The following is a 15,866-nucleotide window of genomic DNA, read 5'->3' as shown; positions in this document are numbered from 1 at the left end:
ATCACACCGTGCTGGCCGTGCTCCATCAGTCGTACGGGAACTTGCTGCAAGAAGGCGCGCATCACGCCCTTGTTGAAGAAGCGCTGGCGGAAACTGCTCGCCACCAGCACATCGCGAATCTGCGGAAGAATGCCGCCGGCCAAAAACACGCCGCCCCGCGCGCCGTAGAGCAGGCACAGGTCGCCCACGAAGCTGCCCAGCAGGCCACAGAACACCTCCAGCGCTTCCACGGCAGCTTCGTCGCTGCGTTCCAGCGCCGCCTGCGTCACCTGGCTCGGCTGCGTCAGCACGGCCGACTGGTCGCGCAGCGAACTGATCGCGCGATAGAGGTTGAGCAAGCCGGGGCCCGACAACGCGTGCTCGAACGACACGTAGGCGCGGTCGCGGGCCAGGTAACGAAGAATCTCGATCTCGCGTTCGTTGCCCGGCGCCAGCGCGATCTGGCCCGCTTCGGTGGCCAGCACCGTGGCGTGCGGATGACCCGGCAGCAGCACCGCCGAACCCAGGCCCGTGCCCGGACCCATCACCAGCACCGGACCGGCCGCTGGCGGCGCTTCGCTCTCGATCACCGCGGTGGTGTCGGCCTGGCTCAGGAACTGGGTGGCGTAGGCCACCGCTTCGAAATCGTTGATGACGGCGAGCTGTTCGATGCCCAGGCTGTCGCGGATGTCGCGGATGGAGACCGGCCACGGCAGGTTGTCGTTGACGATGGCATCGCCCAGCACGTAGCCGGCACTGGCCACCGCACAGCGGTTCACATGCACGGAGTGATCAAGCTGGCCCACGAAGTCCTGCAGCACGGCGGTCAGGCTCGGCCAGTCGGCGCAGGCGTAGCGGTGGTACTGCAGCACCGTCACCGGACGCGAACCGTCCGGCTGCCCGCTTACCAGCCCGATGCGTGCGTGCGTTCCTCCGACGTCCGCGGCGAGGAACATGGCTTCTTGCGCCATGAACTCATGCGCGTTGTGGCTGACCCCTTCGCCCACTGCGATCCCCTCGTCATGCTCGTGTCACGTTCCTGTGAACGCGATCGTATTTGGCCGGAGTCTGGGTAATGGCTGACAACGTTGTCAACAATCCATCAGTCACCTAGGAAAAAGACCTATGCGGCACAGCAACAAGAAGCTGGGAGGCAGCCGCTGGAGGACAGCACAAACTACCCATTAAATCGTTGTTTCTAGACGACATAGAAGGCGCAAATAACCCACCGCCTTCCATTTCGCAACGCGCCAAGACACCCGAGTCAAAGCATGACTTGGCGAAGCCATTTGCCGAGGTAAATGGGGGGATTTTCGGCCGTTCTTTGACCGCTATGACAGGTAAAGCCTGTTCCGCCTGACAACGTTGTGACTTGAATTACCCAGGCGGGACAGGCGGCGCAAGTTCACGTTTCGTGCACGGCATGGCTTCGCCAGGCGCGACCGTTTTTTTCGCAAAAGCACACGAAACCATCGGGCCTGCCACGTCGGAACAACATCGCCATCGCAGCGCAGATCGGAAAAATCACGGCGTTCTGCAACACTCGTTTTGTTCCGGGTCGATATCTACGAACCACGCGCGTCGCCATGCCATTGCAGCCCATCCGAATCATCATCGAACATCGGCACGTCATGCCCACGGCAACGCGCGCATGACAAACGACGCGCCCGACTTCCAGCTCGAAGCACTTTCGGAAGCGGCGTGGCTGCTGCGCCTCGGCAACACCATGGATACCGCGCTGAATGCGCGTGTTCACGCCATGGCATCGCTGCTGCACGCCGTGCTGCCGGGCGTGGAATGCGTGCCGGCCTACGCCAGCGTGCTGCTGCGTTTCGATCGCGCAGCGTGGCCCGTTGATGCAACCATGATCGACGGCGAGCACCTGCGCGAAACGATCACTGCGCTGTGGGATCGCGTACCCGAACTGGCGACACCGACGCGCGAAGTCGTTCTTCCCGTGTGGTACGCCGGCGAAGACATCGACGACGTGGCCGCCCATGCGCAATTGACCACGACGGAGGTGATCGCGCGGCACACGGCAGCCACGTACCGCGTCGCCATGCTGGGATTCGCACCCGGATTCCCCTACCTGCTGGGGCTCGACCCGTCCCTCGCCATGCCACGTCGCGGCACACCGCGCACGCTTGTGCCTGCCGGCAGCGTGGCCATTGGCGGCTTGCAGACGGGCATCTATCCGCGGGCGCTTCCTGGCGGATGGCAATTGATCGGACGCACACCACTGCGATTGTTCGACCTGTCCGCCGCTGTGCCTTCGCTGCTGCAACCGGGTGACCGCGTGCGCTTCCGCGCGATCGACGAACGCGAATACACGCGACTCGCCACTGAAGCAGGAACGACGCCGTGAGTGTCGAGATCATCAAGCCCGGCCTGCTCACCAGCGTCCAGGATGGCGGCCGTCGCGGGTATGCCAGCCAGGGACTGGGACGTGCCGGCGCCATGGACATTCCCGCATGGCGGCTCGCGAATGCCCTGGTCGGCAACGAAGGCAGCGAAGCGGCGCTGGAGATCACGCTCGCCGGGCCGACCTTGCGCTTCCGGCACGATGCGGTGGTGGCCATCACCGGCGGCATCATCGAATCACGCGCCGATGGGCAAGCACTGCCGCCATGGACCAGCTGCTTCCTGCCTGCCGGCACGGTGTTGCGCATGGGCGGCATGCGCCACGGCTGCCGAAGTTATCTCGCCGTGCGCGGCGGCTTCGATGTTGCACCCGTACTGGGAAGCCGCAGCACCGACCTGCATGCACGCGTCGGCCCACTGGAAGGTGGGCCCGTGAAAGCAGGAGACACCCTGGCCATCGGCTCGCGGGAAGCCGCCCCCTGGCTCCACGCGGACAAAGGTATTCAGGCACTTCGCTGGGGCCTCGATCCGCAGCCTTGGCTGGATTACGCACACGAACCCTTCGCACTGTTGCGCGGCCATCACCACGATGCGCTCGACGACGCGTCACGACGTGCGCTGTTCGCGCAACGTTTCACGGTGAGCAAGGACAGCAATCGCACAGGCAATCGCCTGGACGCTGCGCCATTGCGCCTGAGTCACCCGCTTGAATTGATCTCGGAAGCGACGCTTCCCGGCACGCTTCAATTGCCACCGTCAGGGCAACCGATCCTGCTGCTGGCCGAGGCGCCGGTGACGGGCGGTTATCCGCGCATCGGTCAATTGGCTGCTGCCGATCTGTCGCGTTTCGCCCAGCAGCGGCCGGGCGATGCCGTATCCTTTCGGGACATCTCGATGGACGAAGCACTGCAACGCCTGCGTGCGCGCAACGACCCCCTGGAACGCCTGCTACACCGCATTGCCCACCGGCTGGAATCCGCATGAAAAGTCCCGACGCCAGAACCATCGACATCAACAGCGACCTGGGCGAATCGTTCGGCGCATGGCGCATGGGCGACGATGCCGCGCTGCTCGCCATTGTCAGCTCGGCCAATATCGCCTGCGGTTTTCACGGTGGCGACCCGGACATCATGCGCGGCACGGTGGCGCTCGCCGTACAGCATGATGTGGCTATCGGTGCACACGTGTCGTTGCCGGACCTGCAGGGCTTTGGTCGCCGCGAGATGGCCGTAACGCCGAATGAAGCCTACGCACTCACGCTCTATCAGATCGGCGCGCTGCACGGTTTTACGCAAGCAGCCGGTACGCGATTGCGCCACGTGAAGCCGCATGGCGCGCTCTACAACATGGCGGCGCGTGACGAAAAGCTGGCCGCCGCCATCGCGCGCGCCATCCATGACTTCGATCCCACGCTGCGTTTGTTCGGCCTCGCCAACTCGGCACTGATCGATGCCGGCGCCGCCCTTGGCCTGCCCGTGGCCGCCGAAGCATTCGCCGACCGCCGCTATCGGTCCGACGGCTCGCTGCAGCCGCGGCGCGAGCCGGATGCGGTGATCCACGAGGGCGACGAAGCCATCGCACAAGCCATGGCCATGGCGCGCGAAGGCCAGGTGCGCGCCGTGGATGGCAACATCATTTCGCTGCGGGCCGACACCTTGTGCGTGCATGGCGATGGCGCGCACGCCGTGGCCTTCGCCAGGCAGCTGCGCGCCGCACTGGAAGCGGTCGACATTGGCATTGCGCCGCCACATGCCGGGGAGCACCACGCATGAATTACTGGCCGCTGCTGGGTGTTGCGGTCATCGTCATCGGTTTCGTCCTGCGCTTCAACGCCGTGCTCGTGGTGGTCGGCGCGGCGTTGCTGAGCGGACTGCTGGCAGGGCTGCATCTCGGCGATCTGCTGGCGCTGCTGGGCAAAAGCTTCGTGTCGGCACGCATGCTTTTGTTGTTCGTTCTTACCCTGCCCGCCATCGGCCTGCTTGAACATGCCGGCTTGCGTGAGCACGCACAACAGTGGATGGGGCGACTGCGCGGCATGACACTTGCGCGCCTGTTGATTGGCTATCTTCTGGTACGTGAACTGCTGGCCATGGTCGGCCTGACTGGCGTGGCAGGCCATCCGCAAACCGTGCGCCCCCTGCTCGCACCCATGGGTGAGGCGGCTGCCGAAAAAATCCTGCCCGAGCTCACCGAGCACGATCGTGAAGAAGTGCGCGCCGTCGCCGCCGCCACCGACAACATCGGCCGCTTCTTCGGCGAAGACGTGTTCATCGCACTGGGTGCCGTGCTGTTGATTCAGGGCTTCTACGCGCAGCACGGTATCGATCTCACGCCGCTCTCCATCGCGTTGTGGGCACTCCCCACGGCCATCGCCGCGTTCGTGATCCAGTCGGTCCGCATCTGGCTGTTTCAGCGACGACTGCAACGCCGCGCGCAGTCCTCGCAACCCGTGCGGGAGGCCTGAGCATGCTGCGCATCGAATACGCGTACTGGCTTATTGCGGCGTTCCTGCTCTACACGGCGTGGCGCAATGCTCGCGAACGCGAGATGTCGCGCGCCGCGTTCTGGGCCGTGCTCGGCCTGTTGTTTGCGGGCGGTGATGCCGTGCTCGCGGCACAGAAAGCTGGCAACACGCTGCCCGCCCAGCTGGCCGGAAGCGCGGTGATTGTCCTTGCACTGCTGGCGCCGCGCCTGCGTCGGCGGGCTCATCCGGAAACGGCCAGCGCCTCTGATCGCCTCGCATCCGCCCTTCGGCTGGGCCACAAACTCTTCGTGCCCGCGCTGCTGATTCCGCTGGTGACGTTGCTGGTCGCCTTGTTCGGCGCACACCTCGTACTTGGTGGCCATGCGCTGTTCGCGAAGCCCCAGATGACGCTGACCGGCCTTGCGCTGGCATGCGTCGTCGCCTTGACTGCCGCCGCACGCGTGGCGCGCGCACCTTTGCATCAAGGGTTGTCGGAAGGTCGCCGACTGCTCGATGCCATCGGCTGGGCCGCGTTGCTGCCCTTGCTTCTTGCTGCACTGGGCGAGGTGTTCACGCAGAGCGGCGTGGGGGCGGCCATTGCGTCGCTGGCGGAAACCATCCTGCCGGAAGGCAATGCCTTCATGTGCCTGCTGGTGTTCTCACTGGGCATGGTGTTGTTCACCGTGATCATGGGTAACGCCTTTGCTGCATTCCCGGTGATGATGGCAGGCATCGGTTTGCCACTGCTGGTGCAGCGCTACGGCGCAAACCCGGCGGTTCTTGGCTCGATGGGCATGCTTTGCGGCTACTGCGGCACGCTGCTTACGCCCATGGCGGCCGACTACAATCTGGTGCCGGCTGCCCTGCTGGAACTGCGCAATCCTTACGGTGTGATACGCGCGCAGGCATGGAGCGCTTTCGCCATCTTCGTGGCCACGTTCATCACCATGTGGCTGCTGGTGTTCCGTTGATCTTGCCTCTCACGGCCTTCTTCCCATGAGCACACCCCCGCGCATCCTGCTGACCGGTTTCACGCCTTTCGGCAACGACGACATCAACCCTTCGTGGGAGGCCGTGCGTGCGCTCGACGGCAAGACGTTGGGCGGCCATCACGTGGTGGCGAGGCTGTTGCCCACCGCATTCGCCGATTCAGAGCGTGAGTTGACGCTTGCCATCGATGACGTGCGGCCATCCATCCTGCTCGGCGTTGGGCAAGCGGGTGGCCGCAGCAAGCTGTCCATCGAACGCGTGGCCATCAACGTGCAGGATGCCCGCATTCCCGACAACGCAGGCGAGCAGCCCATTGACGAAGCCGTCGTGGTCGATGGTCCCGCCGCCTACTTCAGCACGCTGCCGATCAAGGCCATGCTGAAAGCCATCCTTGCCGAAGGCCTGCCTGCGGAGATCTCCAATACCGCCGGTACGTTCGTCTGCAATCACGTGGCCTACGTGATGCTGCATCTCGCAGAACGGCATCGCGACCTGCGCGCCGGCTTCATCCACATTCCCTACCTGCCCTCGCAGGCCGCGCGATTCCCGAACGCACCCAGCATGGCGAAAGACGATGTGGTGCGTGCGCTGTCCATTGCACTGGAAGTGGCCGCGACGCAGCGCATCGACGAACGCCTGGGCGCCGGCACGCTCGACTGACCCCTCGCTTCGGCGCAAAAAAAATGGGCCTGGCAAAACGCCAGGCCCTTACCGGGGAGGTGCAGGTAATCAGAGCTTGAAGTGCGCTTCGAGCATGTATTCGCGGCCGCTGGCGTACTCGTTGGCGAGCTCGGTCAGCTGTGCGCCGTAGTACTGCTTGTAGACCGAATTGAGCAGGTTCAGGGCGTCGAACGTCACCGATACGTGGTCGCTGAACTTGTAACCCAGCGACGCATCGAGCTCCTTGTAGCTGTCGGTGTACGAATCCGGCGCGCCGGCCACGTAACCACCGGCGAGGTACTTGCTGCGGTAGTTGTAAGCAATGCTGGCGCTGTACGGGCCCTTTTCGAAGTACGGCGAGAAGTTGTACGAGTCCTTCGAGTTGTACGGCAGCGGGCCGCCAGCCTCGGTGCTCGAATCGGAGTACGTGAAGTTGGCACGTATGCCGAAACCGCTATCGCCGAAGGCCTGCTGGTAGCTGATCGCCGCACCCTTCACCTTGGCGCGACCACCGTTGATCGGCGCGGACACGCTGTACTGGCAGAAACCCGCCAAGGTACACATGCCGTTGTTCACCAGCATCTGACCCGTGGAACCCTGGATCAGTTCAGCCCATGAACCGTTCTGGCGACCTTCCGTGGTGGCGGCGTTAACCACGTAGTTCAACACGTTCTTGTAGAAACCCGAGATCGCGATCACCGATTCCTTGTTGAAGTACCACTCGCCGGACAGATCGAAATTCACCGAGCGATAGGGCTTGAGGCCCGGGTTGCCGGCCGTGGCGGTAAGAACGGTGTCGTTGGCTTCGAAGAACGGCGCCAACTCGTTGTACGGCGCGTACGCGACCGTCTCGGACCCTGCACCGCGCAGGATGATGTCGGGCGTGATATTCCAGGCGACGTTGAGCGCCGGCAGCCAGTCGTTGGACGTACTGGTGCTGCCCACGTAGCCAAAACCCGGCGGGAATGCGCAATCCCACGTACTGCAGTTGCTGGGCACGTTGTAGCCGAACGAATCGATCTTGGTGTGCACGAAGCGCACGCCGAGATTGCCGTGCACCGTGTCGTTGCCGAAGTTCAACTGGGCGAAGCCTGCGCTGTTCTGCTGCTGCACGTTGAACGTGTTGTCCCAGTAGTCGACCGGATCATTGGAGCTGAGCGTATTGCCGTCCAGCACCGCGTTATAGATCGACTGGAAGCCCAACGTCTGCACGTGCCGCACCGAACTTCCCGTCAGGCCGATGGACGAAGCGCCCTGCAGGTTGGTCAGGCCGCCGTAGCCAATTTCGGTGAGCGTCTGGTTGGGGACGCCCACGTTGTCGATGAGTAGCGACTGGCTTTCCCAGTGCGACGCATAACGCGCGCCGACCTGCAGATTGTTGAAGAAGCCGTCGAAGTCGTACGTGAAATCGAACTGGCCGTATTCGTCGCGCGCCTTGTAGGGCTTGTAACCGATGTTGCCGCCAAAGTTGTTGTCGGCCCAGTACAGCGGGTTGTTGGCCGTGGACGGATCGGTGAAGTTGAAGCCCTTGTTGGTGCTCCAGTCGAAGCCACCGCCGTAGAAGAGTTCCTTGAAGGCCTGGCTGATGGTGTTGTTCGACGTGCTCACACCCACCTGGCCGTTGATGCGCCAGCCATCGCCCTTGTAGGTCCCGCGCCAGTCGATGCCTTTGGTCCGGATGAACGATGAGCGTGCATCGTTATCCATGAAGGTTTCGGCTGTGCTCGTGCATGACGTGACGTTGTAGCAAGGCGTGCCCACCTGCGTGCCCGACGTGACGATGCCGTTCGCGCCTTCCGTGAGGTGCGAGATACCCGCGTAGTTGAAACCGGCGATCGGATACATCGACACGTTGAGGTTGTCGAGGCGGTCGGTCATGTACAGCAGGCTGAGTGTGCTGTCGAAATGGTCGTTGGGCTTGTACTGCAGGTTGACCAGCACGCTGCTACGTTTTTCGGTCTGCTGGAAGTCGGCCGAGTTGATTTCGGTCGGCATCTGGTCAGTGCCCTTGAGCTGGCCGGCGGCCACCTGTGCGGCGATGGCGGGGTTGGCCGCAGCAATGGCCGACACCGGCGTATAGCTGAAGATTTCCTGGCCCTGGCGGTCGGTCTTCTGTTCGTAGTGCTGAGCGGACACGTCGACGCCGAAGGTCTTGTCGTCGTTGTGCCAGCTGTAGAACACCGAGGCATTCGGGCGGCTCTTGTCCACCATGTCGTTGTAGTTGACGCCCACCGAACCGCTAAGCGTGTTCGCCGGCACGTCAAGCGGCTGGATGGTGTGCATGATCACCGTGCCGCCCAGACTGCCTTCCGGCAAGCGCGCCTCCGGGCTCTTGTACACCTCCAGCGAACCGAGGATTTCCGGTGGCAGCAGTGAGTAGTTGAAGCCGCGGTTGGGGCTGTCGCCGTAGAGCCAGCTCGCCTGCGACACCGGGTGACCGTCGAGGAACGACAGGTTCAGGCTGGGGTCGATGCCGTTGATGCTCACACGCTGTGTGGCACCGAAGGCGCGATCGAGCGTCACGCCCGGAATCTGTGCCAGTGCCTCGGCCACATTGGTGGCCGGGAACTTGCCAATGTCTTCGGCGGTAATTGCGTCGACGATGGCGTCAGCATTGCGCTTGGTTTCCAGCGATTGCTGCAACGAAGCGCGAATACCCGTGACGGTCACCGTTTCAAGTTGCTTGGCCTGCGATTGATCCGCCGTCGTTTGCGGATTGCTGTTGTCCTGCGTCGATGCGGCCGGTGCCGGCGACGCAGGCTGCGCAACAGGTTGCGCCCCAGGCTGCCCTGCGGGTTGCGGTGCGGGCGGAGCGTCCGCAGCGCGAAGCGAACCAGACAAACAGAGTCCAGCAATGATGCTGGCTGCTAGCAGTGATTTGCGTTGTGACATGGTGTCCTCCCCTCGAAGGCAATCTGCAACAAACGTTGTGGGACATCGGATGCAGCGTGGCTGTTGGGCGTGGGCCCGGTTGAGTGGACTATCTGGGTACTGCGTTCTCCCCGGCGCGAGGGCCCACAGGGAGGCCCTCTCCTGCATGCATATCCAGGAACAGCCCGGCGGCGCCGATCACACCGTGCTGGCCGTGCTCCATCAGTCGTACGGGAACTTGCAGCAAGAAGGCGCGCATCACGCCCTTGTTGAAGAAGCGCTGGCGGAAACTGCTCGCCACCAGCACATCGCGAATCTGCGGAAGAATGCCGCCGGCCAGGATCACGCCGCCGCGCGCGCCGTAGAGCAGGCACAGGTCGCCCACGAAGCTGCCCAGCAGGCCACAGAACACCTCCAGCGCTTCCACGGCAGCTTCGTCGCTGCGTTCCAGCGCCGCCTGCGTCACCTGGCTCGGCTGCGTCAGCACGGCCGACTGGTCGCGCAGCGAACTGATCGCGCGATAGAGGTTGAGCAAGCCGCGGCCCGACAACGCGTGCTCGAACGACACGTAGGCGCGGTCACGGGCCAGGTAACGAAGAATCTCGATCTCGCGTTCGTTGCCCGGCGCCAGCGCGATCTGGCCCGCTTCGGTGGCCAGCACCGTGGCGTGCGGATGCCCCGGCAGCAGCACCGCCGACCCCAGGCCCGTGCCCGGACCCATCACCAGCACCGGACCGGCCGCGGGCGGCGCTTCGCTCTCGATCACCGCGGTGGTGTCGGCCTGGCTAAGGAACTGGGTGGCGTAGGCCACCGCTTCGAAATCGTTGATGACGGCGAGCTGTTCGATGCCCAGGCTGTCGCGGATGTCGCGGATGGAGACCGGCCACGGCAAGTTGTCGTTGACGATGGCATCGCCCAGCACGTAGCCGGCGCTGGCCACCGCACAGCGGTTCACATGCACGGAGTGATCAAGCTGGCCCACGAAGTCCTGCAGCACGGCGGTCAGGCTCGGCCAGTCGGCACAGGCGTAGCGGTGGTACTGCAGCACCGTCACCGGACGCGAACCGTCCGGCTGCCCGCTTACCAGCCCGATGCGTGCGTGCGTTCCTCCGACGTCCGCGGCGAGGAACGTGTCCTGCGGAGCCGAATGCCGTCGTATATCCAGACTGTGGTTGCTGCTTTGCGCCACCGCCGTCCCCTCATCCTGAGTACGCCGCGCTGTGTGCCGCGCGAATCGTATTTGTCCCGAGTCTCAGTCTTGGATGACAACGTTGTCAACAAAGAGTTTTGTTAAGCGAAACAACCATTTGGCGCGGGCCAGCAATCGCATCAAATGGCGCCTGAATCGCAAGACCTTACAAGCACTTAACATACTGTATTCACATCATTTTCCCGGTACCTATCTGGTTCCCCTTGCTGACATTTGCGCCCTGTTGCAGGGCAGCATGGAAAAGCCCGATGGGGGTCTTTTCGGCCAAGCTCCCCAACACCTTTTGATGACTCGTTCGTGTCAGAATTTGACAACGTTATGCTTACCGCCGATAACACGCTCATTCACCCTCTCCACGTGACGAGGGAAGGTCTTTCGGGGGAATCGGGCCTTTCAATGGCCCATCGGTCAGCGGCTATCCGCGGGGAGTAAAGTCGATCCATGTCTGCCACCACGCTTGCCGCCGGCGAGTCGCGCTCTTCCAGCATCGTGCCGATGCTGATCATCGGCGTGCTGTTCTTCATCTTCGGCTTTGTCACCTGGCTCAACGGTCCGCTGATCACGTTCGTGAAGCTGGCCTTCAACGTGGATGACGTTTCCGCGTTTCTCGTGCCGCTGGTGTTCTACTTCTCGTACTTCTTCCTCGCCATTCCGTCGTCGAGCGTGTTGCGCCGCACGGGCATGAAGAAGGGCATGGGCCTGGGCCTGTTCGTGATGGCGATCGGCGCGGTGATCTTTGGCCAGTTCGTCAGCATGCGCATCTTCTACCCGGCGCTGGGCGGCCTGTTCGTCATCGGCGCAGGCCTGGCACTGCTGCAGACGGCGTCCAACCCGTACATCAGCATCCTTGGCCCCATCGATAGCGCCGCGCAGCGCATCGCCTTCATGGGCATCTGCAACAAGATCGCCGGCGCCGCCGCGCCGTTCGTGTTCGGCGCCCTGGTGCTCAGCGGCATCGACACCTTCGACACGCAGGTCAAGGCCGCCGCGACGCCGGAAGCGAAGGAAGCATTGCTCAACGCCTTCGCCGCCAAGATCCACATGCCTTACATGATCATGGCCGGCCTGCTGGTCGTGCTGGCCATCTGGGTGATCCGCTCGCCGCTGCCGGAGATCAAGCCGGCCGGCGCCAACAGCGAATCGGACATCGGCCACGCCAAGGGCGGCATCTTCAGTTTCCCGCACCTGTGGCTGGGCGTGCTGTGCCTGTTCCTCTATGTGGGCGTGGAAGTGATGGCCGGCGACGCCATCGGCACCTACGGCCAGGGCTTCGGCCTGCCGCTGGATGAAACCAAGCACTTCACCTCGTTCACGCTGATCGCGATGCTCGCCGGTTACCTGGCGGGCCTGGTGCTGATTCCGCGCTTTATCTCGCAGCAGAGCTACCTGGCGGTGTCGGCCGTGCTGGGCGTGCTGTTCACGCTGGGCGCCTACTTCACCACCGGCCACACCTCGGTGGGCTTCGTCGCGGCGCTGGGCTTTGCCAACGCCATGATGTGGCCAGCCATCTTCCCGCTCGCCATCCACGGCCTGGGCCGCCTGACCGAGCGCGGTTCCGCGCTGCTGATCATGGCCATCGTGGGTGGTGCGCTGGTGCCGCAGTTGTTCGTGCATCTGAAACAGCACTTCAACTTCCAGCTGGTATTCATGGCACTCATGGTGCCCTGCTACCTGTACATCCTGTACTACGGCGTGAGGGGGCACCGCGTCGGCCAGCACGCGCGCTAAGCCTTGAAGGTTGGCGCGCCGGGCCGCGCCAACCGCAGGCAAAGGCCCGCTGGGCTACGATGCCCCTTCCCGTATTGCCGGAGTTTCCTGTGTTGCGCAACCCCACCATCAAGGACGTCGCCAAGCGTTCGGGCGTTTCGCTCAAGACGGTTTCGCGTGTGATCAACCACGAGGCCTCGGTGCGAGCCGATACGCGCGAGAAGGTCGAGCGCGCCATCGAGGCACTGGGCTACCAGCCCAATCCCTCCGCGCGCGGCCTGCGCAGCACGCATGCGTATGCCATCGGATTGGTCTACGACAACCCGAATGCGCACTACGTGATCGGCATGCAGGACGGCGTGCTGTCGGCCTGCCGCGAGCGTGGCTTCGGTTTGTTGATCCACCCCTGTGATTCCACCTCGCCGGACCTGGCCGCCGAGCTGTCGTCGCTGGTGGAGCGCAATCGACTGGCCGGCCTGGTGCTGGCGCCGCCGATGTCCGAACAGGCCGAGCTGATCAACACGCTCACCGATCACGACATCAGCTTCGTGCGCATCATTTCCTCGCGCGAAGATCCCCATGACGGCGCGCCGTGCGTGTACATCGACGACCGCAGCGCCGCCTACGCGATCACCGAACACCTGATCCAGATGGGCCACAAGCGCATCGGCTTCCTGTGGGGCGAACCGCACCACCGTTCCAGCCCGGAGCGCTACCAGGGTTACGCCGACGCGCTGCGCGATTACGGCCTGCCGATGGACAAGAAGCTGGTGCTGCCCGGCCGCTACGCGTTCGACGACGGTTTCCGCGGCGCGCGCAAGCTGCTTGCGCTGAAGGATCCGCCGACGGCGATCTTCGGCAGCAACGACGAAATCGCGGCGGGCGTATTGGCCGCGGCGCGTTCCAGCAACATCGACGTGCCGTGGGGCCTATCCATTGCCGGCTTCGAGGACAGCCCGTTCTCCAAGCAGGCATGGCCGGCGCTGACCACGGCGCGCCAGTCGGTGAGCGATATCGGCCGCCACGCGGCGCTGCAATTGATGGCCGAGCTGCAGCGCAAGGCCGGCGCCAACGTCGAGTTGCCGCACAGCGAATGTTTTGTACCCGAACTGGTCGTGCGCGGTTCCACCGCGCCACCGCAAACCCCGGCGCCCCGCAAGGGCTGAGGCCACGCCTTAGCCCTCGTGGTGTGCGCCCACACGCATCCCAAGAGACGACGATGAAGCAAGCCAGCTCCACCCTGATGTTCCAAGAGGCCCACGAGGCGGCCGCCGTGGTCGAGCGCCAGCTGCGCGAGAACACGTCCATCCTCAAGGCACTCGGCGAGCAGCTTCGAGCCAAGCCGCCCCGCTTCATCGTCACCTGCGCGCGTGGCAGTTCGGACCACGCCGCGGCCTACGCCAAGTACGTGTTCGAAACCCGCCTGGGTCTGATCACGGCATCGGCCTCGCCGTCCATCTCGTCCATCTACGACGCCGACCTGCACATGGACGGCGCGTTGTTCGTCGCCATCTCGCAGTCCGGCAAGAGCCCTGACCTGCTGCGCAGCGCACAGGCCGCCAAGGATGCCGGTGCACACGTGGTGGCATTGGTGAACGTGGAAGATTCCCCGCTCGCGCAGATGGCCGACACGTTCGTGCCGCTGCGTGCCGGCCCGGAACTCAGCGTCGCCGCCACCAAGAGCTACCTCGCCACCCTCGCCGCCGTGCTGCAGCTCACCGCGCACTGGGGCAACGATGCCGAGCTGCACGGCATCGTCGAGCGCCTGCCTGACGACCTGCGTCGCGGCTGGGATTGCGATTGGAGCCCGATGGTCGAAGGCCTCACCAAGGCATCGAGCCTGTTCGTGGTCGGTCGCGGTTTCGGCTTCGGCGCCGCGCTGGAAGCCGCGCTCAAGCTCAAGGAAACCTGTGGCTTGCACGCGGAGGCCTTCAGCGCTGCCGAAGTGAAGCACGGCCCGATGGCCATCGTCGGCGACGGTTTCCCGGTACTGTTCTTCGCCCAGGGCGACGGCACGCAGGACAACACCATTGCCGTGGCCAACGAATTCCGTTCACGTGGAGCGCGTGTGTTCATTGCCGCCCCGGGCAACCACGATCCGGACAAGCTGCCGCTGCCCGATGGCGTCTCGCCGATGGTCACGCCGCTGCTTGCCGTGCAGAGTTTCTATCGCGCCGCCAGCGAGCTCTCGCTCGCACGTGGTTTCGATCCCGACGTACCGCCGCACCTGCGCAAGGTCACGGAGACCATGTGATGACCGCGCCCCTGATTGCACTCGTCAACGGTCGCCTGCTGACCGATCACGGTCCGCGCGAGGGCCTGTCGGTCCTGGTGCGTGGCAAGCATATCGAGGCCATCGTCCGCTCGGATGACGCACGCGTCGCGGACGCCAAACAGCATGACCTCAAGGGTCAGCTGCTGCTGCCCGGCTTCATCGACGTGCAGGTCAACGGCGGTGGCGGCGTGCTGTTCAACGCCGAACCCACCGTGGACGCGCTGGCGACCATTGGCGCGGCGCATCGCAAGTTCGGCACCACCGGCTTCCTGCCCACGCTGATCACCGACACTGCCGACGTGATGCGCAAGGCGCTCGACGCGGTGGATGCGGCCATCAAACAAGGCGTGCCAGGCGTGCTCGGCATTCACCTGGAAGGCCCCTTCCTCTCCTCGGCGCGCAAGGGCATCCACGACGCCAGCCTGTTCCGCCTGCCCGATGCGGAAGACATCGCCGCGATCACGCGCAATCGCCGCGGCGTGGTGATGCTGACGCTCGCCGTGGAAGAAGTGCCGCGCGACACCATCCGCCAGCTCAGCGAAGCCGGCGTACTGGTGGTGGCCGGCCACACCGCTGCCACTTATCACGCCACGCGCGCCGCACTCGATGCGGGCGTGTGCGGCTTCACCCACCTGTACAACGCGATGACGCCGCTCGGCAGCCGCGAACCCGGCGTGGTCGGTGCGGCGCTGGACGATCCGCACAGCTGGTGCGGCTTGATTGTCGATGGCCATCACGTGCATCCCGTTGCGCTGCGCGTGGCGATTGCCGCGAAGGCCAAGGGCAAGAGCGTGCTGGTTACCGACGCCATGCCGCCGGTGGGTTCGGACAATCCCGAATACGTGCTCAACGGCCAGACCATCATCGCGCGTGACGGCATCTGCCAGAGCGACGATGGCGTGCTCGCCGGCTCCGCGCTGGACATGGCCACAGGCGTGCGCAACCTGGTGAACATGGTGGGCCTGCCGCTGTCGGAAGCCTCGCGCATGGCCAGCGCGTATCCCGCCGCATGGCTGGGCCTGGATCGCACGCACGGTCGCCTCGTGGCCGGACAGCAGGCGGACTTCGCCGTGCTGGGCGATGACCTCGTTGTCACGGAAACGTGGATCTCGGGCGTTCCTTACAGCGCCTGAGCACCACGCCGACGGCGTTCTTCTTCATCACGCCTGGGCAGCGCACTGACCTTGTGGGAGCCCACCCTGTGGGCGACTGCAGCGCCTCGCCGATATCGCTCCGTCAGGTTGTCGCGCACAGGGTGCGCTCCCACGGATAAGCATCCACGCCACGCGAATGTAGGAGCGCACTTGGGCGCGACCATCCAACGGAGCGGCACTCCCTCACGTGACGGT

At 64.3% G+C, this 15,866-nt stretch carries 13 protein-coding genes; 10 read left to right on the top strand and 3 right to left on the bottom strand.

Going from position 1 to position 15,866, the window contains the following annotated elements:
- On the bottom strand, positions 1 to 950 hold a 950-nt coding region (glk, locus tag DK366_RS14665), incomplete at its 3' end, for a glucokinase (RefSeq protein WP_109126316.1).
- A 680-nt stretch (positions 951 to 1,630) separates the two neighbouring features.
- Here glk (DK366_RS14665) and pxpB point away from each other — a divergent pair.
- From pxpB to pcp, 6 genes are read left to right on the top strand one after another with little or no spacing between them, the layout of a single operon-like run.
- Positions 1,631 to 2,344, top strand: a complete 714-nt coding sequence (gene pxpB / locus DK366_RS14660) for a 5-oxoprolinase subunit PxpB (RefSeq protein WP_109126296.1) — start codon at positions 1,631 to 1,633, stop codon at positions 2,342 to 2,344.
- Positions 2,341 to 3,324 carry a biotin-dependent carboxyltransferase family protein gene (locus DK366_RS14655; protein WP_109126295.1) on the top strand — a complete coding sequence of 328 codons (984 nt, stop codon included), beginning with the start codon at positions 2,341 to 2,343 and terminating at the stop codon, positions 3,322 to 3,324. Before pxpB ends, DK366_RS14655 begins: the two co-directional genes overlap by 4 nt.
- Positions 3,321 to 4,112 carry a 5-oxoprolinase subunit PxpA gene (locus DK366_RS14650; RefSeq protein ID WP_109126294.1) on the top strand — a complete coding sequence of 264 codons (792 nt, stop codon included), beginning with the start codon at positions 3,321 to 3,323 and terminating at the stop codon, positions 4,110 to 4,112. The genes DK366_RS14655 and DK366_RS14650 overlap by 4 nt, the downstream gene beginning before the upstream one ends.
- Positions 4,109 to 4,804, top strand: coding sequence for a DUF969 domain-containing protein (locus DK366_RS14645; RefSeq protein ID WP_109126293.1), 696 nt, complete (start codon positions 4,109 to 4,111; stop codon positions 4,802 to 4,804). The genes DK366_RS14650 and DK366_RS14645 overlap by 4 nt, the downstream gene beginning before the upstream one ends.
- Positions 4,805 to 4,806: 2 nt before the next feature.
- The gene (locus DK366_RS14640) at positions 4,807 to 5,775 is read left to right on the top strand and encodes a DUF979 family protein (protein ID WP_109126292.1); all 969 of its coding nucleotides are present in this window, start codon (positions 4,807 to 4,809) and stop codon (positions 5,773 to 5,775) included.
- A 25-nt stretch (positions 5,776 to 5,800) separates the two neighbouring features.
- Complete coding sequence (gene pcp / locus DK366_RS14635) at positions 5,801 to 6,454, top strand: pyroglutamyl-peptidase I (RefSeq protein WP_109126291.1); 654 nt, start codon at positions 5,801 to 5,803, stop codon at positions 6,452 to 6,454.
- Between the two features lie 69 nt (positions 6,455 to 6,523).
- On the opposite strand, the gene DK366_RS14630 is transcribed toward pcp, so the two are convergent.
- Both DK366_RS14630 and glk (DK366_RS14625) read right to left on the bottom strand, forming a co-directional pair.
- Positions 6,524 to 9,295, bottom strand: coding sequence for a TonB-dependent receptor (locus DK366_RS14630; protein WP_109126290.1), 2,772 nt, complete (start codon positions 9,293 to 9,295; stop codon positions 6,524 to 6,526).
- 139 nt (positions 9,296 to 9,434) lie between these two features.
- Positions 9,435 to 10,514, bottom strand: coding sequence for a glucokinase (glk, locus tag DK366_RS14625; protein ID WP_109126289.1), 1,080 nt, complete (start codon positions 10,512 to 10,514; stop codon positions 9,435 to 9,437).
- A gap of 462 nt (positions 10,515 to 10,976) precedes the next feature.
- Here glk (DK366_RS14625) and DK366_RS14620 point away from each other — a divergent pair, with 462 nt between their 5' ends.
- The 4 genes from DK366_RS14620 (at position 10,977) to nagA (ending at position 15,650) form a co-directional block, all read left to right on the top strand.
- A complete protein-coding gene (locus tag DK366_RS14620; protein WP_109126288.1) occupies positions 10,977 to 12,263 on the top strand; it encodes a sugar MFS transporter in 1,287 nt (428 codons plus the stop codon).
- Positions 12,264 to 12,355: 92 nt separating this feature from the next.
- Positions 12,356 to 13,408, top strand: a complete 1,053-nt coding sequence (locus DK366_RS14615; RefSeq protein ID WP_109126315.1) for a LacI family DNA-binding transcriptional regulator — start codon at positions 12,356 to 12,358, stop codon at positions 13,406 to 13,408.
- Between the two features lie 53 nt (positions 13,409 to 13,461).
- On the top strand, positions 13,462 to 14,496 hold the full coding sequence (locus DK366_RS14610; protein ID WP_109126287.1) for an SIS domain-containing protein: 1,035 nt from the start codon (positions 13,462 to 13,464) through the stop codon (positions 14,494 to 14,496).
- A complete protein-coding gene (gene nagA / locus DK366_RS14605; RefSeq protein ID WP_109126286.1) occupies positions 14,496 to 15,650 on the top strand; it encodes an N-acetylglucosamine-6-phosphate deacetylase in 1,155 nt (384 codons plus the stop codon). The genes DK366_RS14610 and nagA overlap by 1 nt, the downstream gene beginning before the upstream one ends.
- Positions 15,651 to 15,866 lie beyond the last annotated feature (216 nt).

The sequence above is a fragment of the Dyella sp. C11 genome (assembly GCF_003121485.1).
Taxonomy (GTDB): domain Bacteria; phylum Pseudomonadota; class Gammaproteobacteria; order Xanthomonadales; family Rhodanobacteraceae; genus Dyella.
Note: the sequence above shows the minus strand (reverse complement) of the source record. Positions and strands in the feature narration are given on the sequence as shown.

Excerpts from the sequence above, each read along its gene's own strand:
- pxpB (WP_109126296.1), top strand. The coding sequence starts at position 1,631 with ATGACAAACGACGCGCCCGACTTCCAGCTCGAAGCACTTTCGGAAGCG.
- DK366_RS14650 (WP_109126294.1), top strand. The coding sequence starts at position 3,321 with ATGAAAAGTCCCGACGCCAGAACCATCGACATCAACAGCGACCTGGGC.
- DK366_RS14645 (WP_109126293.1), top strand. The coding sequence starts at position 4,109 with ATGAATTACTGGCCGCTGCTGGGTGTTGCGGTCATCGTCATCGGTTTC.
- DK366_RS14640 (WP_109126292.1), top strand. The coding sequence starts at position 4,807 with ATGCTGCGCATCGAATACGCGTACTGGCTTATTGCGGCGTTCCTGCTC.
- pcp (WP_109126291.1), top strand. The coding sequence starts at position 5,801 with ATGAGCACACCCCCGCGCATCCTGCTGACCGGTTTCACGCCTTTCGGC.
- DK366_RS14620 (WP_109126288.1), top strand. The coding sequence starts at position 10,977 with ATGTCTGCCACCACGCTTGCCGCCGGCGAGTCGCGCTCTTCCAGCATC.
- DK366_RS14610 (WP_109126287.1), top strand. The coding sequence starts at position 13,462 with ATGAAGCAAGCCAGCTCCACCCTGATGTTCCAAGAGGCCCACGAGGCG.
- nagA (WP_109126286.1), top strand. The coding sequence starts at position 14,496 with ATGACCGCGCCCCTGATTGCACTCGTCAACGGTCGCCTGCTGACCGAT.